We start from the raw sequence: 22,770 nt of genomic DNA on the forward strand, positions 1-22,770 counted from the left end.
CTCAGTCGCCTGCCGATCCGAGTCGTTCCGCGATCAGCTGTGTGAAGAATTCGGGCTTCTGATCAGCAAGCACTTCTAATGCCATAGCGTCAATGAGTATTCGGGAACCCGTCCTGGGTACATACAACTCGAGCCGTTCCCCATTACGGGAGAACACCTTACGAAAATGCACGCCGGCAAACTCGTTGCCGATGCCGTTCCAGTCGTCGGCGCTGACTACACCTGCCGGAAGATGTTCCGGGACCGTATTATCCATCAGATCGGCTCCTTCGTTCGTGCTCCGGCCGTAATGACTTTCGGACCCGATCCGTATACTTCGGCAGCTCGGCGCCCCTTGAGCACGGGCAGTTTGGTTCGCGCTGTTGCTACGGCGCTCAGGTCGAGCTCGACGACAGTGACCGCAGCAGGCGAGCAGCCCAGATCGGCGAGCACCTCCCCCCAGGGTGAGACGGCAAGTGCGTGACCGTAAGTTGCGAATGCATCGGTGGACTCGGCGTTCGGGGAATGCACCGTGGCGGGGGCGACAACAAATGCAAGGTTCTCGATTGCCCGTGCGCGAAGTAACGCGTGCCAGTGCGCCGCACCCGTGGACTGCACAAAAGCCGATGGAAACAAAAGTACTTCGGCGCCAGCGGCAGCGAGTTCCCGGGACAGCTCGGGGAATCGAACGTCGTAACAGATAGTCAGTCCGATGCGAACCCCATCGATGTCGAGCAGGACCGGACCGGAACCCGGACGCTCGACCGTCGACGCCTCGAAGGACTGTCCGTCGATATTGGCATCGAAGAGATGCATCTTGTCGTAGCGTCCCGCAAGTGTCCCGTCACGGTCGATGACGAGTGCAGAGTTGAAGACTCCCTCCTCCGTGCGGTTCTTCATCCCACCGAGAATCACCACGACGTCCTGTTCGTGGGCCACACGGCGCAATGCGGCAATCGGCTCGGCATCCTCGCTCAACGCAGCCTCACGCATCTGCACGTTCGACCCGAGCATGAGTCCGTTCTCCGGAAGGACCACCAGAGTTGCACCGTTGTCCGTTGCCTCACGGATCAACCGGATCGCGGTTGCGAGATTGACCTCGACATCGGTCGTCGCATGCCACTGGGTCAATCCGACCCTCAGGATCCGGGTCCCCGTCATGACGACTTCCCCTCGACGGCAAACTCTTTCGCTGCCGCAGCGCGCGCAAGATCCATATTTACAACAGTCCAACCGCCTCCGGACGCTTCCATCGGCTCGTAGGTGTACACATCGCCACGAACACCAGGCCCGAGGACACCGAGCATGATCATCCAATTCATGATTTCGTACTGGCCGTGTTCTAGAAGCGGGTACGGTTCCAGGGAACAGAGATCGAGACCTCGTCCGGTCTCGAGGAGTTTCAAAATGTATGTATCGAATTCCACGTCCACTCCCCCGAAATGACCGGGATCGAGCCAATGTGACAACCCACCCGTAGCGAGGAAAGCCACCTTCAGCCCCGACGCCTCGATCGCAGTCCTCATCGCTTCACCGAATCGCCGAGCGTTGAACGGCGAGAATGTCCGAGCCGGCTGCGTGATGACTGGGATTACGGGGAGATCCGGACGAGGGAGCAGCAATCGCAACGGCACGATCAGCCCGTGATCGAGCTCGACCCGTTCCGCTTCCTCGACTTCCTGGCCTGCCGCCCGCACCGCGTCGGCCAGAACCTTCGCGAAGTCCGGTTGCCCAGTCAGCGCCAGTTCAAGATCGGGACGCTTGAAGAATTCCATCGAACCCACATGGCTCTCCCCGGTGCCGAGAACGAAGTGACCGGTATCGAAGCTCTGGAAATGACAATCCGCAGATACGAGGATGACATCGGGGTCGGCTGCCGCAAGGTCGTCCTTGAGCTTGGCGTAACCCACAAGCAGACGCTCCACAGCGTCCGCAGGATCGATGTCCGGGCGGGCCAACAGATCCGGGACGTGTGAGCAGCCGCCAGCGAACACCAGATTGGCCGGGAGGCTCGGAACCGGAACCGGGATCGTCTCGTCCACGATGAAGGCACCACGATTGGTCGAGTCGCCGAGGTCGTCGTTGAACCATCTGCTCACCAGTATCGTCAAGCCGTCGTTGAGCCCGACTGCTCGCAGCCGATCACGGTTACCACTGATGATGGTCTCGGCCCATTCCTGGTCCACACCCAGCAATTCCGGTGCCCGCGAGGGATCAAGCTTCACTGCCGCCAGCAGCTCCGAATCACGGGCCATCGAGAGAATGGCCTGTTCGATTGCTTTCTTGACCATTGTGTCTACTCCCCAACTAGGGTTCCGTCGCGGACGACCGCGGTACCGTCGATCTCCACGGTGCAGCCACGCATCGGGATATCGAGGTGGGCTGGGGTCTCACGATCGGCCAAACGATTGGAACCTGTGGACCACATGAAGTTTCCTGCGGTGGAACGTAATTCCTGCCCGTAGAGAGTCCGTGGGTCGTAGACGTCGAACGCGGACCAGCGGGCGCGCTCGAGTAGACCCCACCCCATGTGACTCAGCGCCCACACTTCGCTGTCGTCCCACGCCTCGAAATAGTCATTGAGCAGGTGCGCATCGCTGCCCTTGCCCGACACACTCTTGATGAAGCCCTTCTCGACCTCGATCGTCACGGTGTCCTGGACATAGCGTTGCCACGGGATGAGCGCGTCACCGGGCTGGAGGACGATCCGTCCCTCCGCGGTGCGATCGTTCGGGAAACACGCCACGAACCCGGATGGCCAGTGGTCCCAGCGCCCGGGCTCGTCCACGTAGCCCCACTGATGCGTGATCGGCAGGTCTTCCCCCGCGATATCTGCCGTGAGTTCTGTTCCTGCAGTAGATGTCACGTGTAACTTGCTGCCGTTGCGCAGCGCATTTCCGCCGATCTCGACCTGTCCTCGTAGATCGCCGTCCCCCATCAGTCGCTCGAGCACGTCGGCGGGCTCGGCAACGAACAGCATCCGTTTACCATTGCCCGTGATACGAGTCCGCACGTCCGAATGGATGAGGCCACCCACAGTGACGTCAACAACGAAATCGCACTCACCCGCTGCCGCGAGTAACGGTGCGACCTCACGCCCGTCCGCTGCATAGGGCGGAAGCATAGGACTCGACAAACTGGAGGCGTGCAGCACAAGTGCACTCGCGCCGAGCTGCCGGGCAGCAGCAACTGCCGCAGCCACATACTCGTCCTTCTGGCCTAGCTCGGCGATGATGCCCACCGTCTCATCGGCCGTGACCTTGCATAGCTTGAATTGTTCGACAAAGTTCTCGGTCAACGTCTTCGACATTGCATGCGCTCCTGACTAATGGTGTTACTGAAAGGACGATTTGACCCGAATCAGTGTGCTGCTCGTACCGCTCCACCGTCGATGACAAGCGAAGTACCAGTGATGAAAGAAGCCCGCGGTGAAGCGAGAAACGCGACAGAGTCGGCGATTTCGGTGGCTTCTGCCCAACGGCCGAGGGGGACGTCCTTGACAACCTTCGCGACCTCTTCCTCAATAGTTGTGCCGTTGTTCGCCGATTTCATCTCGAGGATGCCCTGCATTCGATCGGTTCCCGTCGCACCCGGCATCACCTGATTCACGCGAACCCCGATAGGAGCCAGCTCCGAGGCGAGTGCCTTGACATACGCCGACGCGGCCGAACGATACGACGCGGACAAGACACCACCGGGCGCCGGTTGCCGTACCCACGTAGACGAGAGCAAAATGATCGACCCTTCACCCTGTCCACGCATCACCGCCCCGGCTGCATTACCCAGTTGAACGACCGGGCGCAGCAGCAGATCGTGCGCGAGCTGCCAATCCGACCAGTTCGTGTCCAGAACTGGAAGAATGCGAGGCCCAGGTGTATTCAGGACCACGACGTCCAGCCTGCCGAACTCGTCGACCACTTTCTGGACGAGCTGACCGGTGGCGTCGCTGTCGCCGAGATCATGGGCCCACGACTCAATCCGACCATCTCCGACAATTTCGGGTTCACTCACCGAACGAGATGCCGCGACAACAGTCATGCCTTCTGTCGCGAGCCGATGAGCTATCGCTCGGCCGATCCCACGCGACCCTGCAGTGACTAACGCAACGCCTTTCTCGAGACCCAAATACAACTTGTGCTCCTTCAATTGTTTTCTTGCGTTACAGCAGATCCGGCGGTATTGCGCCGTCTACGAAATCTCTCGGATTGCGCTCTCCGCGCACAGGGAGATCGCGCGGCGAGCCTTCTGTTCGTCTTCCGTGGGCACCGTCCCGAAATTGGCCGTCGACGCGTATCCCCAGTCGTCCTGTTGGAAGACCGAAGGACACACGTCGAAGCATGTGCCATACCCGTCACATTTAGTGGAATCGACCGCTACGCGCATGATCAAGACCCTTCCTCTTCCCTGTTGCGGCGCAGCAGCTCCGCGCCGGCAGTGCGGGCCAGAGTCGCGGCGCCGTCAATAAATGCGCACGCACCGCGCCCACTCAAGCTCGTCCCCCACCGCAGCAGGTTTTCATGGTGGACAGGCGAAGTATCCCCGCTGAGTACCTGCCGAAAAGTGCGAGAAATCGCGGTCGTACCACTGACACACACACCACACTGCATCGCTGACTCCGACTGGAACCAGGCACTGAGTTCGCCGGCGATCGCGAGAAGGTCGTCGTTGTCACCGAGGACAGTGACCGCCGCGCAGCCGAGGCCACTTCCCGCTGCCCGGATGGCGTCGTAGCAACAGATGAGATCACTGTGGCCGCCGGAGAGTATGCCCCCGAACCAGCCACCGATCATCAGCCCGCCGACATCTCCGGTTGCACTGCCTGCCCTCAAAAGTTCCGACATGGGGGACCCGAGCGACATCTCGTACACCCCCGGCGCGGCAACAGCCCCGGTAAGAGTGAATAGTGCTGTACCCCCAGATGTTCCGGACCCAACTGCGGCGAACTCGTCCGCGCCGTAGCGCTTGATCCACGCGACGTGCGCGAGTGTCTCGACGTTGCTGATCAATGTCGGGAGCCCTCGCACCCCGGATTGGAAGGGCCTGGGGGGCTTACTTGTGGGCTTGGCGACAAATCCGTTGATGGACTGGCACACTGCAGATTCTTCACCGGCAACATACGTGTTCTCTCCGTGGTGCGTCCGAAGTGTCACGCCATCTGGAAGAAGTCCAGCAGCAGTGATGTCCCGTATTGCCTGATTAACAGCACCAATGGCATCCGGGTCGGAGACATACACAATCGCCTCGGACGACCCCGTCACCTCGGCTGCGATCAGTAGTCCGTCCAACACCAGATGTGGGCGGTGCGTGAGAAGCCACCGATCCTTAACTGAAGCGGGCTCACCTTCATGTCCGTTGGCGACGACGACGCTCTCACCCTCAGCTTGTGCTACCGCGGCAAATTTGAGATACGCGGGAAACCCGGCACCGCCGCGCCCTCGGAGACCGGACTTCTCGAGTTCCGCTAGGAATTCGGCCGAATCAACAGCGGGACCGAAGAATCCGTGGCGGATTTCGTTCGACAACCCCCACTTCCCCGTGGCCACCTCGGGCAGAATGAGCCGTGCCGGAGTGCCACCTACCACACGTGCCGGAGCATTTACCGATGGCGCTCGGTACAGTGTCGATTCCGTTGCGAGTGTCATGACAACCCCCTGACTGTGGACTTTCGGACTATGTCTGTTGCTGTTTCGAGTGAAATGACATCGCCGTATTTGGCGTCGATGTCGAGGAGTGACGCGTTGTGCGGTCCAACTTCCCTGTCGCCAACGCATTCACGGACAACAAATGTCGTCAGGTTTGCGGCGCAGGAATCAACTACTGTCGCACGGATGCAACCTGAAGTTGTTGCACCGGTGACGATCACGGTATCTGTACCCGCCGAGGCAAGGGTTTCGGCGAGCCTCGTGTGCGCAAAAGCCGAGGCGGTTTGCTTGACAACCAATGTCTCGTTCTCGCGCATTGCCAGGCGTTGGTCAATCTCGATAGCACGTTCCCCCTTACGTAACCCGCTGAGCGCCGGCATCTTTCGAAGCCAGGTAGCACCGATTCCGTCATCCTCGGGGAAGGAGATGGTACTGAAGTAGACCGGCACATTGCTTTCCCTCGCCGCGTCCACCAGTTTTTTCGTGGACGCGACCACGTCGTCGAGGTCGAATCCGGGGTCGTATCGAGCATCGGTAAAGCCGTACTGCAGGTCTACGACCACGACAGCCGGTGCGCTACCCGGCGTCAACTTGCCCAGCAGACCGCCAAGTCGATAACGCTCACGCAACTCGGATTCGGTCTGCGACACCTCGCTCAAAATTCGAACTCCGGCCACTCGCCAGGACCCTTGCGCATCATGTCCGCGTAGAACTGGTACATGTTGCGCTGAACACCCTCCTCATAACGGGTCCAGAACACCTTGCCTGGACCGGGCCAATCGGAAACCGGTGTCGCCATGCCTATTCCAGGCATTCCCATCTCGTAGTTCAACTCGAAGTCGAGGACTTCCGCGGCAACGGATCCGCCGTTCTTCGTGACGCTGAGCCACGGCTCGGTATCGTCCATCTCGAAGGACCCGCCGAGCGAGAACGTGCCGAGTCCGGCTTGGTAGGTGCGTTCCTTCTGCTCAGGTGTCATGTTCTTGTAACCCACGAACCAGTTCCAGATCTCGATCTGTCCGGGCCCCTTGGGCTGCCACGTGCGAATCGTCAGAATTCCGGTGGGTGCATGATTCGCGCCGTCCTCGGTCATCGGTAAAGCAAGAATGGAAAAGTTCGGGAAGACATTGCCGACAAAGACCCGTGAGCGGCGCGCAACCTCGAGTTGTTCGGGCGAGATGTTCACGCTGTCGAAGTGCTCGGCGAGCGACTCGGGGAAGCCGAAGAAGTTGGGGCCCGGCTCATCTGCATATTCCGCCATCGAAAACGACAGCGAATGGCCCGGCGAGGCCTGGATGTGATATCCCATCATGTTCTCGCTGAAGGGAACTGGGAAAGCACCGATGCTCCAGACCGACTTGTGCAAGGTACCGAGGTGATAGTCGTCGCCGGAGAAATTGTCGGCACCGGACTTCCAATTGGCGTCGACGATGAATCGCTGGGGCTTGCCGAGGACCTCTACGCCGTCTTTGTCGAGACCGAATATCAGATCGAGGTACCACGCCATACCGCCGAGATATTCGCGCAGCGGCGGTGCTGACGCATCGAGGGTGGCAAAGACAAGTCCGTGAAATGACTCGACCTGCGCGGCACGTGCAAGCCCGTTCTTCTCCTTGCTCATATTGCCAAAGGCGTTCTTCCACAACGGTGCACCGACGAGCGACCCGTCGGAGGAGTATGTCCAACCGTGGTACGGGCAGCGAAAATGAGATGAGTTACCCGAATCGGAACGACAGATTTGGACACCACGATGACGGCAAGCGTCGAACAGAACGTTGATCGTGCCGATCTCGTCGCGGGTAACGACAAACGAATCCTCACCGATTTTGCGAACGACGTAGTCACCGTTGGCCTCGATCTCGGATTCATGGGCGAGGTACACCCAGGCGCGCCCGAAAATTTTGCGTAGTTCTGCCTGGTAGACCTCCGGATTCCCCATGATCGCGGAGGGAATTTTTCCGTCGAGCAGTCCAGTGTCGATGCGGTCCATCAGTTCCTGGACTCGGGGCGAAAGAACAGTCTCGTTCGCTGCAGGGTTCATACATGCACTCCTGGCTGGAAATCGGCGAGCGCGTGAGCCGCTCGAGAAAGTGGTGGGAAGTTCAGAAGAAGAGCGAGAGGTTATGCGTTCCGATAACGCTGAGATCCAGGTAGACAACTCGCCGGAGAAGCTTAAGTTGGCCGTCTTCCCTGCGTAATACATCTGCGCGCTCTCCCGAGAGCATCTGCGGATTCGTCTGAGACTGCCGCGTGCGGTAGATCAAGATATTACTTTTTGCCCTCAAGAGATCGCCGTTGTTGCTCTCGTGAGCACGAACACGAATGTTGGTGACAAAGTGGCGCACACGAGACGGCGGGTCTTCCGCCCATGCATACTTCGTCTCGCCGCGGGTCACTCGCGAGTTAAGCGAGCCGAGGTTCTCCTTGAGATGGAATGTGGTAGTCGAAAAGCCGGCGCCCCGCGCACGTTCGACAGTCTCACGGACAGGAACCTGATACTCGATATCCGGGCTGACCAACTCAGTTAGCCAACGACGTTCGTTGAGATCGTCGAGGAGCTCAGCTTCGTAGTGCAAGAAGTCCACGACCTCAACGTGCCGCTGGTCGGATATCGAGAGTGGACGAGCGTCAGTAAGGGGCTGCATGGTCAACATATAACCTCCGCAAAGTGCATACAGTTTTGGATGCACTTGTAGTGTGGGTTACACCGACGGATTTGGCAACCCCCAAATTCGAGCCGTTACACGGACGAAATCAAATGCGAAAATTGCAGCCCAATATCCGAAACGTCGAAGGCCATCAATCCGAGGGTCCTTGGCCAACACCACTACTGGGTCGACCCCACTCCGCACCCGCTCACCAATGCCCACCCGAACACTGGTTCCAGATCGAACACAACTCGAGCCGAGTCTGCTGCTCCGATAGGTGACATCTGGTCCGTTGTATCGCGAAGATGCCACGACACACCATCGTCGATCGCAGCGGAGTCAGGAACACCGGAAACACCTGCCACCAGCGTTCTCTCGTCTCCAGTACGGTGACCGCCAAAATCTGAAACGCCGGCGTTAACAGTCTCATTGTCCGAGTGCACTATTGGCGTCGCCCTCCGCCGCAGAGAACTAGTCATCAGCTGCAGGTTCGGTGACGTGCCGACGAGCAGGAGAAGATCTTCCCGCTCGACTAGGTCCATCACGGGCTAGAGATCCAGCTTCTGGTCACCGACACGGATTCGGTCACGCCGATGACCACCTCTGGTTCGGCGCGCTGGTGGAGGCGCCAGACAGCGGGGCTCCTGCCGAGTTACCGACATCCGGCCCCGCCTGTGAGACCGAAAACTGCAAGCATCTCAATGCCGACGGGCCCTACTTGCAGCGCACCGGCAACACGCGATCACCGGCTATCCGATGACCGGAGTCGTGGTCCACGATCGACTGCGCCGTCATCATGGTTGGCGCAACACGTTGCTGCGCAATTGCCCTGGGGGCATATCCGGGGTACCGAGTATGTCCTGGGCACCGACGGCGAGAACGGCTGGGGTCGGCGATTCAGTAATGTCGTGACACCGTCTTGTCGGCGATAGTCGATGCATTTTTCTGGTGCCGGATCGTCAGCCGTCGCGATGCTTTCAACTGACACAATCGTCTCCCGATCGCCGAATGATCATGAACTTCTCAGTCAGGAACAGTTTTCCACCGGAGTCCAATTCGTGACCGGCGAATTAGGCCTGGACCCCTCGCCCAGACCGGCGAACGCCGAAACTGCACGCAGATAATGGGTTACGTGGCTTCGAAGTCACAAGAATCTTTTCGATTCCGTTGACTTTTAATGTACTGCATCATATGGTCCATTACATGAGTAAGTCGAGTCCGGCGCGAGACGTGATCACCGATGTAGCAGATCGGATGTTCGCCGAACGCGGTGTGGACGAGGTTTCTCTGCGTGAAATCGTGATCGAATCCGGACAAAAGAATGCGTCCGCCGTGCAGTACTACTTCGGTGGCCGGGACGGATTGTTCCTTGCGGTTTTTCGCCGCCGTCTGGCGAAACTGAACGAGGTACGCAGTGCCTACATGGAAATTGTCGACCGCGAAGGTCGCGGTGACGATATTCGTTCACTGATCGAAGTGTCGGTACTACCCCTTGCGGATTATCTCCGGAGTGCCACGGAGGGTTCGCATTACGCGAGATTCTCGGCGCGCATGACACCACGGGTCGACTTTACGAGCCGCGATTTTGCGGATATCAGTGATGTGAGTCGTGAAGTTATCGTGAGGCTTCGTCGTGCGTTGGTGCATCTCTCGGAGGAAGCAGCTGCTGCTCGAGTGGATCTGACCATGAACATGATCGTTTCTGCTTTTGCGGCATACGAACAGCGTCAGGAAGAAGGGCTGCTCGGCGGAGCCGCTTCTTTCGATGACATGGTGACACATCTGATCGAGATGTCCGTAGCTGCGTTGACTGCTCCGCACAGTCCAGGTATCTAACTCCAACAGCCGAGATTCGCGAACTGTCGAATCTTCCTTTTTTGCAACATTATCGGTGTCTCCAACATGGAGGCATCGGTCTCTTCGGCGTACCTATTCGAGTGCGCCGGTCTGTTTTGTCGTCTCTGCCTTTGGCAGATCCATCTTTGAGGAGATCGCTGTGGAATACGAAACGATTTCGGTTGCGCCCGTTACCCGGAGTTTGGGTGCCGTGATCAGTGGTATCGACCTGACTCAACCGCTCTCGGGACAGCAATTCGAGGATATTTCGAAAGCAATCCGCGAACACTTGGTCGTGTTCTTCCGCGACCAGGATCTGACCGACGAGCAGCATCTAGCATTTGCGTCGAACTTCGGCATTCCGAACGTGTACCCGACCACTCGTGCGCGCGGACTCGATCGACCGATGGAATTCATCGAGGACGGCCCGAACAGCTCGCCCAAGGCAGATCTCTGGCACACCGACGTCGCAATCCTCGAGACGCCTCCTGATTTTGGTGTGCTCTCGATGCGTCATGCTCCCGATGCGGGCGGAGATACTATGTGGCTCAACCTGTATCAGGTATACGAGAACCTGTCGGAACCCATGAAGCGTCTTGTTCTCGAGCTGGAACAGTACGTCCATCCGGGAGAATTGATGGAACAGATCACCATCGAGAAGTTCGGGCAGGAAGTGTGGGACAAGGTTGCTTCGGACTTCTCCGGCGTCTACCACCCTCTCGTTCGCAAGCATCCGGAAACGGGGCGCCCAGCCTTGTTCATGTGCGGATCGAACGTACGGAATCTTGTTGGCATGACTCCCCGCGAAAGCGATACCATTCTGGACCTTCTCCGTCGTGGTCTCGAAGAGCCCAGTCTCCAATTGCGTTGGCGTTGGAGCAATAACGACATTGCGTTGTGGGACGAGCGGTGCACCAATCACCGCGCTCTGAGCGACCATACCGGCCTGGTTCGGAAGGTTCGGCGTTGCACGGTCGGTGCAGGCCGACCAGCCCCCATGTAATTTCCGCCGTCCGATACTTCTGCAAGTACACCGTGAGGGAAGAAGATATGACTCGAACAAAGCGTGTGCGGTTCGGAAAGTTGGTGGTAGCCACCTTCGCGAGCGGAATGTTGCTGGCTGGTTGTGCTGAGGGAACAAGTCAGGAAGCGGAAAATGCTGGTGGTGCAAAGGAATCCGCGGCGAGAGTCGGGGCTGGAATTCTCGGCAATCAAGGTGACGGGGGTGCCCCGGTCAGAGGTGGAACACTGACGTACGCGTCGTACGCCCCGGTAACGAGCCTGGATCCGGCCAAGACTCAGGTGACCGGAGCGACCGGTGGGACCGAATTGGCGGCGATCTACGACTTGCTGATCCGGTACAACGCCGAAACAGGAAGCTATGATCCACAACTCGCGAAAAGTCTCACTGAAGACCCCGGCAATCTCACGTGGACGCTGACCCTACGGGAGAACGTCAAATTTAGTGACGGTACTCCGCTCGACAGTGCGGCAGTAGTGGCAAGTATCAACCGCTACAACGATAAACGCGGCGCAAATAATGAAGTCTGGACGTCAAGTGTCAAGAGCGCCGTGGCTGATGGTCCGTCGAATGTCGTCTTTACGCTGAACCGTCCGTGGGCGGAGTTCCCGGCTATGTTGAGCTTCGGGCACGGCGTTATCGTTGCGCCGAGTTCCTATGCAGCAGAAACATTCACACCTGTCGGGGCTGGTGCATTCACAGTGGAGCGGTTCTCGGCTCCGGATGAATTGGTTCTCGGCGCTAGGGCTGACTACTGGGGCGGCGCACCGAAATTGGACCAGGTGAAGTTTGTCGCGATTCAGGGCGAACAGGCGAAAATCGATTCACTCGCCACTGGCGGTGTTCAGATGGCTTACCTCCGCAACGCCGAGACCGTCGAAGTCGCGAAGGGTGAATTCCCGGGCTACGCCGAGTTCATCAGCCTCTCGATGGTTGGCCAGATCAACAATCGTCCAGGGCACCCGGGTGCGGACCTTCGAGTTCGGCAGGCCATGAACCTGGCGATCGACCCGGATGTCCTCGATCAACGTTCTCGTGGCGGCAAAGGCATGCCCGGTGGGGAGATGTTTCAGCCGTGGTCCATGTGGCACAACGATATCGAACCTTCGAGGCTGGATCCTGCGAGGGCTCGCGAGTTGCTCGACGATGCCAAGAAGGACGGCTACGACGGGAACATCACCTACGTAGGCACGTCGGATCCCAACGGCCAGGCTGCTGCGCTAGCGGTACAGGCGATGCTGCAGTCGGTCGGGTTCACGGTGAACGTCGAATATGCGGCGAGCACCGCAGATATGGTCAAGCGACTCTACGCGGATCACAGCTACGATTTGGCGCTCGGCGGCAATGGGCTACTCGATGCCGCGCCGTTCCTGCGTCTGTACTCCGCGCTGTACAGCACGTCTGCGAATAACACCGTCGGAGTTGCGAACCCGGAGATGGATGCCACCCTGGACGCCATTCAGGCCGCTGGTACAGCCGAGGACAAGAAGGCTGCCTTGGCTGATCTGCAGACGTTGTTCAACGAGCAGGTGCCGATCATGGTTTGGGGTGCTGGTGCGAACTACGTGCCGTGGAGTGAGAACGTCTACGGACTGATGCCGAGCCTGGACAGCATCATTCTGTTGGATGAGGCCTGGATCAAATAGCGCTGTGCGCCTTTGTTAACCGCGGACGGTTAACAAAGGCGCACAGCAAGATCAGCCCGACGTCTCTAGCTACGTCTCATCGGCTCCGATGATGAACGCTTTCGAGCTCGGTGCGAGCCTTGTCGTCAGCCATCTGGACCGGCAGACACTTCATCAGGTAAGCGAAAGCCGGATAAACCGGTCCGCCGATGCCACGGCCGCCCTTATCGATCTTTACTGTGCGAATGGTCTCGATGATGATGCCTTCCCGCACCTCACCGACCTGGCAGCGCACAGCATCGACAAACTCTTGGCAGTCGCGGAGGAGATCAACAACCGATCCCCAAAATCACTCCACTCGTTGCTGGAACGCACGAAGCGGATTGGCCCCACCGAGTAAGGACCCATGCCTTCGACGCGGCCCTGACCACTCCCGTTGTCCATGTCTGGGCCGATGGGTTCGACGATGGTGAATTGGATGTATTGAGGTGTGGGCAGCGCCCCAAGCCCGCGCGATTCGCAAGCTCGTCGGGTCGCTGGGGCCCTCTGAGAGTCGTGCGTGGTCCTCCTCACGTATCGAGTAGTTGGTGGTGGCGTTGTACAGGACGGTCAATTGCTCAGCGGTAGGGACGGCATCGGTGATCCGGAGCCGGCGGAGGTGAGAACTGGGTGGATTGGACGAAGACGGTAGGATCCGCGATTCGGCGTCATCGCCGGGCGAGCAAGCACAGGCCGCGATCACGACTGCGACAAAAGTGCTCGCCCCTATCGCGACTTTCCTCACCCGTCATTGTCAATCCGTTTGGGATACAGCAGCTTTCGAGGGCAGTAGGCCTTCACACCTGAGCAGTCGTTCAGGCAGCGACGGTCATTTCGGTAACCCGATCCCATACCTGGAACCTGATAGCAAGTTCGGTGCGGTAGTCGGTGGCGTTCATCCGGTGGCGGGGCGGGCGGAAGTGCGGGGCGATGCGACTGAACGAGGACAGAAACAGTTGCGCTGCACCGACGGAGCGGAACCCTTTCATCGCGCGTTCACGTTGCCGGGTCGGTTGATGGGATTTCTCGCATCGATTATTCAAGTACTTGTTTTGCCGGTGCTCAGTTGTCGACCTCGTCTTCCGGTGCGCGACCTGGTAGCTGCGAAGCTTGTCGGTGACCAGTACCCGAGGCCGACGGCCTTGCTTCTTCAGTAGTTTCCTGAAGAACCTGGTCGCAGCTTTACCGTCCCGCTTGTCCTGAATCAATATGTCGAGGACGTTGCCGTGCTGATCGACTGCCCGCCACAAGTACTTCCTGACTCCGCCGATCTTGACGAACACTTCGTCGAGATGCCACTTGTCCTCGGCCTGGCGCAGCCGGCGGGCGAATTCGGGCCCGAACCGGACGCACCACGCGCGGACCGTCTCGTACGACACCTCGACCCCGCCGGCGGCCATGAGCAACTCGATCTCCCGGAGTGGAAGCGTGAACCGGTAATACAGCCATACGCAGTGGGAGATGATCTCGCGTGGAAACCGGTATCCCTTGTACGTCGACACAACCGCATCATCGCAGATCAGGCGATCTCAACAACTTGACAGCGCCGAAAACGGCGCAGGTCCGATCCCGTCGTCCATACCGGCTCCGCGGCCGGGATACTGCAAACCTGAAGAATTTCGCTACACCGGTACCGAAATTTCAGGACGCTGCGACTCCGTCGCTGTACACGACCTCGCCACCGATGACAGTGGCACCGACGGTCACGTCACGGATTTTCTCGACCTGAACCTCGAACAAGTCGTCCGAGAGGACAACGAGGTCGCCGAGCTGACCGGTACGCAGCGTGCCCTTGTCGTTCTCCTGATCCACGGCATAAGCAGATCCATAGGTATAGGCACGTACCGCTTCCTCGACGGTCAGCCTCTCATCGGGTCCGAGAACGCGACCTGACGCCGTGGTTCGGTTGACCATGTCGTGAATGCTGACCAGGGGATTCCCGTCGGAGACGGGTGCGTCCGTGGAGCCCGGGAGAATCATTCCGGCATTGAGCAGTGACTTCATTCGGTAGATCAATGGTGCCAACTTCGGCTCGACGGCATCCATCATGCCGTCGCCGAAGTCCGAGATGAACGTTCCCTGAGGGACGGCGATCAGACCCAATGATGCTGCGCGAGCGATCTGGTGATCGGTGGTGAGCGCAAAGTGTTCAATCCGGTGCCGGACATTCGGGCGCGGAGTGCGACGTTGAGCTTTGTCCACGGCATCCATGACGTGGTCGATAGCGGCGTCGCCGATGGCATGAGCGGCAACGCTCCACCCGCTCTCGTGAGCGCCGACGATCATATCTCGCAGTTCCTTCGGGTCGAACTGCATGACTCCGTGATTGTTCGGCTCACCGTGGTAGCAGTGGTGCATGGCTGCTGATCGGCCGATGAAGGATCCGTCGGAAACGATCTTTACCGGGCCGACGCGCAGACGGTCATCCCCGAAGCCTGTCCTGATGCCCAGGTCGAGGCCGAACCAACTCCGGTCTTTGATTCCTTCGATGTCGTGGAGCGTGGTGCAGTACGGCATCAACGTCATACGCGTTCGCAGGGTGCCGGTTTCGACGGCCTGCTGATAGGAATGGAAGTCTACCGGCGAGTTTCCGACCATACGATAATCTCCGAGGCCTGGTTCCGTGGCGGAGGTCAGGCCGTATCGAAGTGCCTGTGCGCCGGCAAGGCCCAGATTATGTTGAACGTCGTCGAGATCTACGGGTCGTACCAGTTCGTACACGAAGGCCATCGCCTTCTCCATCAGCAGACCTTCGGCCCTGCCGTCTGCTGTGCGCACCACTGTTCCCCCGTCGAAGTCGGGAACGTCGACGGGGCCGGAGAAGCCCGCCAGTTCAAAGGCTGTGGAGTTGACTGTGATCATGTGGCCGGAGACGTGTTCGAGGAGCACCGGCCGTCCGCCTGCGACAGCATCGAGTGCCTCCGCAGTCGGATGTCCACCGATGATGTTCTGGTCGTACCCCGAACCACGTACCCATGCACCTGCCGGCATTTCCGACGCACGAGCGGCAACGGTCCGATATAGCTGGTCGAGCGAATTGACCACTCCGGGACGGAGATCCAGCGATGCGAGGCGGGCCCCGGTCAGCGACATGTGATAGTGCGCATCGTGGAACCCGGGCAGGACCGGCGCTCCTGCGAGGTCTACTGTGCGGTCCGCAGTGACACCGTCGAGTTCTTCGTCGAAACCCACGATCCGTCCGTTGTGGATACCGATTCGCTGCGCAGTGGGCCGGCCCGAATCGAGAGTGCGGATCTTTCCATTCGTGAAGAGAGCATCGATACGCAAGGTAACTCCTGAAATATGTGCGAGTAGAAAGGTTGGCAACTCAGCTAGCTGAGACCACGGCCGGAACCTGCGCCGGAGTGCGCCGGGCGGCAGCACGACTCAGACCCCAGACACCGAAGATCGTGGCGATCAGCATTGCTGCATAGAACGCTGCAACGCCCCATGGACTGCCATCGGAATTGTTGAGAATCCACTGGGCGATCAACGGTGTCGAACCACCGATGAGCGATGAACACAGTTGGTAGGCAAGCGATACCCCGGTGAATCGAATGTTCGCGGGGAAGGCAGCAGCGAGGGCGTTCGCGAGCAATGCGTAGTACGCACAACCACCGAGAATGGTGATGTACAGCGTCACCGCGATAGCGGCCGGGTTCGCGGAGTTGATCGCCAGGAAGAAGGGGACGACCATCACGACGGCGACCCCGAGACCGAGAACCATCACCTGAAGTTCGCCGATCTTCTCGGCTATCAGGGCTGCGAGTGGCTGCCAGATGAACTGCAGTACTGCCATACCCAGCAGAATATTGAGCATGATCTGGCGTTCGATACCGAGCGAATTGGTCGTCCAGGACAGCAGGAAGGTATTGGTGAAGTAGGCCAGCGAGATTCCCATGATCGACGCCACGATTCCGAGGAACACGATGGTCGGGGCCGTTCGGAAGACTTCCAGGATCGGTGCCTGGACCACCGCATCCTTCTTCTTCGCCTCGATGAAGTCTTGTGACTCTTCGACTTTCAACCTGATGACCAGTCCGGCGACGACCAACAATGCGGAGAGCAGGAACGGAATTCGCCATCCCCATGCAAGGAATTGCGCATCCGGAAGCTGGCTGACAGCCATGAAAACGAGTGTCGCCATGATCGCGCCAGCTGGAGACCCTTGCTGAACCCATGCCCCGGCGAGACCCTTCTTCTTTTCAGTAGCGTTCTCCGTCGCCATCAGAACGGCGCCGCCCCATTCACCACCGACCGCGATGCCCTGCAGAGCGCGCAGAACTACCAGCAGAATCGGCGCAGCGACGCCGATCTGAGCGTAGGTGGGTAGCAGTCCGATCAGCGTCGTCGCTACACCCATCATCACCAGGGTGACGACCAGAATGTTCTTTCGACCCAGTTTGTCGCCGAAGTGACCGAAAACCATGCCGCCGATGGGTCGGGCGAGAAAGCCGACCCACAGCGTCGCGAACGACGCCATCAGCGCAGCCCCAGGCGCGATACCGGGATAAAAGACCTTACCGAAAACCAAGGCTGCGGCGGTGCCGAAGATGTAGAAGTCGTACCACTCGATAGCGGTACCGACAAATGCGCCGGCCATCGAGCGTCGTTGACGCGCGGCCTGTTCAGAGTTGTGTGTAGTGCTGGAGGTACTCAAGTTCGTCCTCGGATCAGAGTTCATGGGCGAAATCACCCAGGGATGCACGGGCAACCACCCACGTCGGCGAAGTGAGGCGCCACACGCGTCACGCGCTTTGTGTCGTGATTTATTTTTCGCTGCGACTATCGATACGTCAAATGCATATTTATGCCAATAGCTATAACATTTCCTCATAATGGAAATGGATCTGCGAGCACTCACTTACTTCGTTGCAGTGGCCAAACACGGCTCGGTCAGCGCAGCGGCTTTAGACTGTTCCGTATCGCAACCAGCGATTTCACGTCAGATCGCGACCATGGAGCGGAAAATGAAGATTCGCTTGTTCCGGCGGACTGCAGCCGGAATGCGACTGACGCCGGCCGGAGCCCGACTGCGTGAACTCGCCTCCGATATCCTGATCCGATCCGATCGCGCAACCGAAGTGATGCGCACGTTGTATGAAGGACAACCGTCATTCCACGTCGCTTCCCCCGAGACGACATTCAATTTCTTCATTGCCCCGTTCATTGCAGCAACAGGGGCGCCGATCGTCGACATTCGCGCGGAACGCCCCGCCGACGTCTACAACACCCTCAGCGACGGCATCGACCTCGCTGTCGGGACATCGCCTCCGCCGCCACACCTGGCCTCGTTGCGCCTCATCGACACACCGATCATGGTGCAGTTTCCCGAGATCCCGGACTGGGCAACAGAAAACGGTGCCGTCGACCTGGAAACTATCGCCGGTCGGCAGATCATCATGCCCGGCTATGGAAGTGCAGTGGAGAGAACAGTGGTCGAACATGCCGTGGCACGCGGACTCGATCTCACCTTTTCCGGCACTACCAGCACCGGCACAATGGCTCAGGCCCTAGCCGCGTCCGGACGAGGCAGCGCTTTGGTCATCGAACCAGCTCAACACGACCTGCGCCACGCATTTCTCTTCAGCGAGGGAACCCCACTGGCCGTAACACTGTACGCGGCCTGGGAAACCGAGCACTACCTCACCGAAACAATTCAGACGATAGCGCGAGAATTGGCCGAGTGGATGCCACGTCGACAAACCGTTACAGCGCCTACCCTTTGAACTAGCGGCTTTGCACCACGTTTCTTCGACGAACTGAAGGGGGAAGCTTCGCCGACGGAGCGACCACAGCTCACGCTCTCCCGTGGACTGACTGTGGCCGGCATCTTGTCTGCGGCAGTCGAGAAACTGCGGTTGGGTGGGGCGTATCGCCTGCCATCAGTCAGGCGGGCCGGACGCCCCCGACGACGCGCTGATCGGCATCCTCACAGCAGCGAAGGCCAGCGAAACGCGACTCCAGTTCAACAGTTATCCAGCCGATAAACTCGCATGCATGGTTGCCGGGTCAGGTGTTGTGGGCGACCGGCCTGCTCACCGCCTCGGCACCGACGGTTCGTACCGCCGGACGGTTCGTACTTCCGACGTTCAGGGCGACCGCTCACCCACCCCCCGTTGCGCCGGGGGCCCGCTCTTTCCCGTTCCTTGCCGTTTTTCACGCCTCGGGGGTCAGTCCAGTAAACGAAAGAGGACACCCCATTCAGGCAGAAACACCCGACAGCGCGATCAATGCTCTGTCCGGCAAATTTGACGACGAAGACTACCCGGCGTACAGCATGGGGCAGGCCGCCGACATTCTCGGTGTGCGGCAAGCGTTCCTGCGTAGTCTCGACGCCGCGAAACTCCTTACCCCGCAACGCTCCGACGGCGGGCACCGCCGATACTCCCGCTACCAACTCCGTATCGCCGCCCGCGCCCACGAACTCGTCGCCAGCGGTACCCCGCTGGAGTCGGCGTGCCGGATCATCATTCTCGAAGATCAACTCGCCGAAGCCCGCCGTATCAACGCCGAACTTCGACACACCCAACAGCGCGGTAGCGAGCCCGGCACCGCACCCGAATAACCCGATTCACACCGCCGTCTTCCTCCGGAATTCCTCCACAAAAATTCTGGCACTCGGACTTGCCGAGTGCCAGAATTTTTGTTTAACATGTTCTCGCACAGTAAGTTCGGTCGCCCGCCACGGTGGCAGGGACCATTCTTTTTCACGACATGGGAGGTGTGTTGCTGTGCTCCGTTTCGATCCTTTCACCGACATCGACTCGATCACCAAATCTCTGCTCGCCACAGGTTCCGGCAGCAGCCGCAGTCCACGATTCATGCCGATGGACCTCTACAAAGTCGACGACCACTACGTCCTGCACGCCGATCTTCCCGGTGTCGATCCCGGATCGGTCGACGTGCACCTCGACGGCTCCACCTTGACGTTGACCGCGCACCGCAGCGCCCCGTCCGAGGACGGTGTGAGCTGGCTGGCCGCTGAACGATTCGCCGGCACCTACCGACGCCAACTCTCCATCAGCGACGACATCGACAGCGAACGCATCACCGCCTCCTACGACAACGGAGTGCTGACGGTGAGCCTGCCGATCGCCGAAAAAGCGAAACCACGCCGCATCGACATCTCCGCCGGGCCACCCTCACGCGCCGGCACCGATCAGACGGCGCAGCCGGCATCGATCGAAGCCTGATCGCCTTCCCCTCGCGCACCTTCGGTGGGGTGATGCCCGAGAACCCTAGCGCAACAGGGTTCAGGCATCACCCCACCTTTCCTGCTGCACTTTCCGCTGCGTCTGCCGGAGAAGCAAACCGTAAGCCCCACAACGGATATCACCACACACCCCTGCACGAAAACCCCGCCTCACAACCATGACCACGTCGACCATTCCCCCACATGAGAACCCACACAACCTGCACGAGACCGAAGCGCCCACCCCACCTGTCCGGTGGAATCGACACACACCGATCAGCAGCAGTGAATACAGCGACATGTCAATGATGTTCGGCGCCCTCTCGATCCTGACGTTCTGGATGTTCGGACTCGGCATCCTCCTCGGAGCCGCCGCTCTCGGCGCAGGCCTGTCGGCCCGCCGCCCCGACACCGCTGGACACAATTCAGGCGACGGACACGGCGCCATCGGAATCCTCACCGGCACAGCAGGTATCACCTTCGGGATCGTGTTCCTCACGGCAGCAGTGCCACACCTGTAAGAACCGCACCCCCGAATCGGCAACCACACCACCCACCGAATCCGAATTACCCAGGAGGTCAACGATGCCTTCGACGATCACCGATACGGCACCATCCGCCCCCACCGACGAGCCGATCATCTGGAAAGAAGATCCGGACCGGCAATCCTGGTGGAACCGCATCCTCTTCCCCACCCCACCACAAAACCCCCGAACAGATGAATTCCAGCCCTGACGCAGAGCCAGGCAACTTTCACAAACGGTCCCACCGAAGCTGATCAGGTGAGGTCCTCCTACACCCATCCGGACATAGGAGGACCTCACCCGATCGCCCCCTGGGCCGAGGGCCTGGACTGAGTGTTTATGACAGCTCGAGTCGAGACCACCGTGGGCGAGGCAGCAAGGTCTCACAGTTATCGCAATATGGTGGACTCGACGTGGGGTGTCATGCCACACGCCTATATCGTCAACCCTTCCGTCCGATATCTGGGCGACATATGTCGAAAACACCCGCCGCCGAAGTTATTCGACATAGATTTCCGACACGAGTTTTCGACACCTCAGCCTGGAATCGACCTGGCGATACACACCGCCCGTCCGGGGATCCGTAAAACCGATCTATTTTCGACAGAAACGCGCTCTCTGGTAGCCGACTGGTTCGTCACCCCCGTCGCTCCACCGCGCAATCGATAGACCGTGGTCTGATCGTCTGCTACCGGACGTTCATAGTGGCCAGAAGACCACACAGCACTGCTACGCCGATCGACGCGAACCCGAACCGGTAGGTATTTCTGATAGATCGGCGGTACGCGTCCCGCTTAGCCTGGACCTTGCCTGCGCTCTCGAACCAACAGCCACCAGGAGCTCCTTTCTCCGCATCTTGGTGTCAACGACGGTTGAAAAGTGGTTCTGGCCCACTTTCCGTGATCAATTTTGAATACGTCAGCCGCTGAGGAGTATTCGTTTGCGGAGGAGGTCGAACCGAGCACGCCCGTACATCTGCCGTTTGAGCATCTTGATCCTTCTGTGGAATCTGACCACGCGGACGATCATGTCCTCCTCGGGTTGACCACGGAACTGAGGAGACGATATGAGCGGAACGGTGACACTGGAGAACAAGTGGCCGGTGCTGGGCCGGCATGCGCAGGCGACCGACTGGCTTCGGCTATGGACCGATCTCGGGCGGGCTCCCCGAAATTCGTCAAGAATCTGATCGGTGGACAATTGACGGAGGGACATCGCCGCCGCATCCACCGGAAGGCTTTCTTCCTCGGTCATGTACCCGACGCAATCAGCACTTCGTGTATCGGTACATCGAACAACTTCGCGACCCGTCGCAGCACCTCCGGGGACGACGGAGCTCGCACCATCGACGTCCACTGGCGAACCTCAGACGGATACACGCGGAGCGCTCGCGCAGCTTCCTCATTGCTCGCATAGCCCCGCACATCGATCTGTTCGCGAACCCACATACTGAAGCCGCTCTTGCTCATGCACGTCATTTTCCCACGGAATGTGGGATTGTCAGCACAGCGAATCACAGGCAATATCGACAACGCGTCGCGAGTTATCCCCAAGAGCTGTACCCGAATTGGGGATAGTTCAATACTCAAGTATCCGTTACGTGACGAAATTGGCATTCGGCACTCGGTGCCGTATATCGTGTTTTTGCTCTAACGGACTGCTGGGCCAGTCGCGTGATGAGCCGCCCCGCCGGCGTGACATCCCCCGGATCGAGGTCATCGGCGTCGTCGTGTCGTACGTGGCCCTGTTCGGTCTGCTGCTGTTCACCGCGTCTCTGACTCTTCCTCCGGAACTGCTGTCTCGCGTACTCGGGCACGGGGTGAACTTCGTCGACTATCTCACGCTGGCCTGGTTGCTGGCGTCCATCGCGACCATCGGCGGGGCGCTCGGGTCCGGTCTCGAGGATGACGCTGCCGTCAAGGATGCGGCGTACGGGGTTCGGCAGCGGCAACGTATCGAGGAGACGCGGCAGCCGTCGAACGAGGCGGGGTGATCGGGACTAGCGAGCGCGCGCGATTCAGCCGTGGTGCCCAATCCGGGGACGTCTTCGGATGATCGAGTGCCAGATCGGGTGCTCGACCGATCGGTAGCCCGCTGCAGGTTTGGTTTGGCTTCCTACGCCCTGCGCTACTGTCCCTCATCCAGCATTGTTGCCGGGTGCGATGGTGGGTGGTGAGCAGGAGGTGGTCGAACCGAGGGTCCTCCTGGACGCTGATCAGGTGTGCGCGCTGGCTGGACTTCGCGCTACGGCTAAGGCCGAG

23 protein-coding genes and 2 pseudogenes are annotated in these 22,770 nt (G+C 59.4%); 10 read left to right on the plus strand and 15 right to left on the minus strand.

Annotated features, from left to right (window positions below; genetic code table 11):
• Position 1: 1 nt before the first annotated feature.
• The 10 genes from FFI94_RS31295 to FFI94_RS31340 all read right to left on the minus strand — a co-directional run bounded on the left by FFI94_RS31295 (position 2) and on the right by FFI94_RS31340 (position 8,275).
• On the minus strand, positions 2-256 hold the full coding sequence (locus FFI94_RS31295) for a hypothetical protein (protein WP_185993458.1): 255 nt from the start codon (positions 254-256) through the stop codon (positions 2-4).
• Positions 256-1,140, minus strand: a complete 885-nt coding sequence (locus tag FFI94_RS31300) for a carbon-nitrogen hydrolase family protein (protein WP_138873815.1) — start codon at positions 1,138-1,140, stop codon at positions 256-258. Before FFI94_RS31300 ends, FFI94_RS31295 begins: the two co-directional genes overlap by 1 nt.
• Positions 1,137-2,270, minus strand: coding sequence for a protocatechuate 3,4-dioxygenase (locus FFI94_RS31305; RefSeq protein ID WP_138873816.1), 1,134 nt, complete (start codon positions 2,268-2,270; stop codon positions 1,137-1,139). Before FFI94_RS31305 ends, FFI94_RS31300 begins: the two co-directional genes overlap by 4 nt.
• Before the next feature lie 5 nt (positions 2,271-2,275).
• The gene (locus FFI94_RS31310) at positions 2,276-3,289 is read right to left on the minus strand and encodes a hypothetical protein (protein WP_138873817.1); all 1,014 of its coding nucleotides are present in this window, start codon (positions 3,287-3,289) and stop codon (positions 2,276-2,278) included.
• A 50-nt stretch (positions 3,290-3,339) separates the two neighbouring features.
• Positions 3,340-4,125 (minus strand): SDR family oxidoreductase, encoded by a 786-nt coding sequence (locus FFI94_RS31315; RefSeq protein ID WP_313905584.1) that lies wholly within the window; start codon positions 4,123-4,125, stop codon positions 3,340-3,342.
• A gap of 42 nt (positions 4,126-4,167) precedes the next feature.
• Positions 4,168-4,362, minus strand: coding sequence for a ferredoxin (locus FFI94_RS31320; RefSeq protein WP_138873819.1), 195 nt, complete (start codon positions 4,360-4,362; stop codon positions 4,168-4,170).
• A 2-nt stretch (positions 4,363-4,364) separates the two neighbouring features.
• Positions 4,365-5,621, minus strand: a complete 1,257-nt coding sequence (locus FFI94_RS31325; protein WP_138873820.1) for an NADH-ubiquinone oxidoreductase-F iron-sulfur binding region domain-containing protein — start codon at positions 5,619-5,621, stop codon at positions 4,365-4,367.
• Positions 5,618-6,271 carry an isochorismatase family protein gene (locus FFI94_RS31330; protein ID WP_260684542.1) on the minus strand — a complete coding sequence of 218 codons (654 nt, stop codon included), beginning with the start codon at positions 6,269-6,271 and terminating at the stop codon, positions 5,618-5,620. The genes FFI94_RS31325 and FFI94_RS31330 overlap by 4 nt, the downstream gene beginning before the upstream one ends.
• 5 nt (positions 6,272-6,276) lie before the next feature.
• Positions 6,277-7,662, minus strand: coding sequence for a Rieske 2Fe-2S domain-containing protein (locus tag FFI94_RS31335; RefSeq protein ID WP_185993459.1), 1,386 nt, complete (start codon positions 7,660-7,662; stop codon positions 6,277-6,279).
• A 61-nt stretch (positions 7,663-7,723) separates the two neighbouring features.
• On the minus strand, positions 7,724-8,275 hold the full coding sequence (locus FFI94_RS31340) for an aromatic-ring-hydroxylating dioxygenase subunit beta (RefSeq protein ID WP_313905585.1): 552 nt from the start codon (positions 8,273-8,275) through the stop codon (positions 7,724-7,726).
• A gap of 1,197 nt (positions 8,276-9,472) precedes the next feature.
• Here FFI94_RS31340 and FFI94_RS31345 point away from each other — a divergent pair.
• From FFI94_RS31345 to FFI94_RS31355, 3 genes are all read left to right on the plus strand, one after another.
• Entirely contained in the window at positions 9,473-10,105 is a 633-nt protein-coding gene (locus FFI94_RS31345) for a TetR/AcrR family transcriptional regulator (protein ID WP_138873825.1), read from the plus strand.
• Between the two features lie 160 nt (positions 10,106-10,265).
• On the plus strand, positions 10,266-11,108 hold the full coding sequence (locus tag FFI94_RS31350; RefSeq protein ID WP_185993460.1) for a TauD/TfdA family dioxygenase: 843 nt from the start codon (positions 10,266-10,268) through the stop codon (positions 11,106-11,108).
• A 47-nt stretch (positions 11,109-11,155) separates the two neighbouring features.
• Positions 11,156-12,772 carry an ABC transporter substrate-binding protein gene (locus tag FFI94_RS31355; RefSeq protein WP_138873827.1) on the plus strand — a complete coding sequence of 539 codons (1,617 nt, stop codon included), beginning with the start codon at positions 11,156-11,158 and terminating at the stop codon, positions 12,770-12,772.
• Between the two features lie 69 nt (positions 12,773-12,841).
• Here FFI94_RS31355 and FFI94_RS34665 read toward each other — a convergent pair.
• From FFI94_RS34665 to FFI94_RS31380, 4 genes and pseudogenes are all read right to left on the minus strand, one after another.
• Positions 12,842-13,016: pseudogene (locus FFI94_RS34665) on the minus strand (inositol-3-phosphate synthase); the annotation flags it as partial.
• 589 nt (positions 13,017-13,605) lie between these two features.
• On the minus strand, positions 13,606-14,310 hold the full coding sequence (locus FFI94_RS31370; RefSeq protein WP_138873828.1) for an IS6 family transposase: 705 nt from the start codon (positions 14,308-14,310) through the stop codon (positions 13,606-13,608).
• A gap of 121 nt (positions 14,311-14,431) precedes the next feature.
• Entirely contained in the window at positions 14,432-16,078 is a 1,647-nt protein-coding gene (locus tag FFI94_RS31375) for an amidohydrolase (RefSeq protein ID WP_138873829.1), read from the minus strand.
• A gap of 40 nt (positions 16,079-16,118) precedes the next feature.
• Complete coding sequence (locus tag FFI94_RS31380) at positions 16,119-17,450, minus strand: MFS transporter (protein ID WP_221937813.1); 1,332 nt, start codon at positions 17,448-17,450, stop codon at positions 16,119-16,121.
• 184 nt (positions 17,451-17,634) lie between these two features.
• Here FFI94_RS31380 and FFI94_RS31385 point away from each other — a divergent pair, with 184 nt between their 5' ends.
• From FFI94_RS31385 to FFI94_RS34470, 6 genes are all read left to right on the plus strand, one after another.
• Positions 17,635-18,519 (plus strand): LysR family transcriptional regulator, encoded by an 885-nt coding sequence (locus tag FFI94_RS31385; RefSeq protein WP_185993461.1) that lies wholly within the window; start codon positions 17,635-17,637, stop codon positions 18,517-18,519.
• Between the two features lie 551 nt (positions 18,520-19,070).
• Positions 19,071-19,358, plus strand: coding sequence for a MerR family transcriptional regulator (locus FFI94_RS31390; protein ID WP_138874090.1), 288 nt, complete (start codon positions 19,071-19,073; stop codon positions 19,356-19,358).
• A gap of 166 nt (positions 19,359-19,524) precedes the next feature.
• Positions 19,525-19,986: an Hsp20/alpha crystallin family protein gene (locus tag FFI94_RS31395; RefSeq protein ID WP_138873832.1), complete on the plus strand. Its 462-nt coding sequence runs from the start codon at positions 19,525-19,527 to the stop codon at positions 19,984-19,986.
• A gap of 178 nt (positions 19,987-20,164) precedes the next feature.
• Entirely contained in the window at positions 20,165-20,506 is a 342-nt protein-coding gene (locus tag FFI94_RS31400) for a hypothetical protein (protein WP_138873833.1), read from the plus strand.
• Positions 20,507-20,570: 64 nt separating this feature from the next.
• Positions 20,571-20,720 carry a hypothetical protein gene (locus FFI94_RS33900; protein WP_185993462.1) on the plus strand — a complete coding sequence of 50 codons (150 nt, stop codon included), beginning with the start codon at positions 20,571-20,573 and terminating at the stop codon, positions 20,718-20,720.
• 855 nt (positions 20,721-21,575) lie between these two features.
• Positions 21,576-21,698 (plus strand): hypothetical protein, encoded by a 123-nt coding sequence (locus FFI94_RS34470; protein ID WP_260684543.1) that lies wholly within the window; start codon positions 21,576-21,578, stop codon positions 21,696-21,698.
• 61 nt (positions 21,699-21,759) lie between these two features.
• Here FFI94_RS34470 and FFI94_RS31405 read toward each other — a convergent pair whose 3' ends face one another.
• A complete protein-coding gene (locus FFI94_RS31405) occupies positions 21,760-21,978 on the minus strand; it encodes a helix-turn-helix transcriptional regulator (protein ID WP_185993463.1) in 219 nt (72 codons plus the stop codon).
• Between the two features lie 245 nt (positions 21,979-22,223).
• Between FFI94_RS31405 and FFI94_RS31410 the strand changes: the two are divergent.
• A pseudogene (locus FFI94_RS31410) lies at positions 22,224-22,502 on the plus strand (hypothetical protein); the annotation flags it as partial.
• Positions 22,503-22,770: the final 268 nt, after the last annotated feature.

This window comes from Rhodococcus sp. KBS0724, assembly GCF_005938745.2.
In the GTDB taxonomy this organism is placed as follows: domain Bacteria; phylum Actinomycetota; class Actinomycetes; order Mycobacteriales; family Mycobacteriaceae; genus Rhodococcus_F.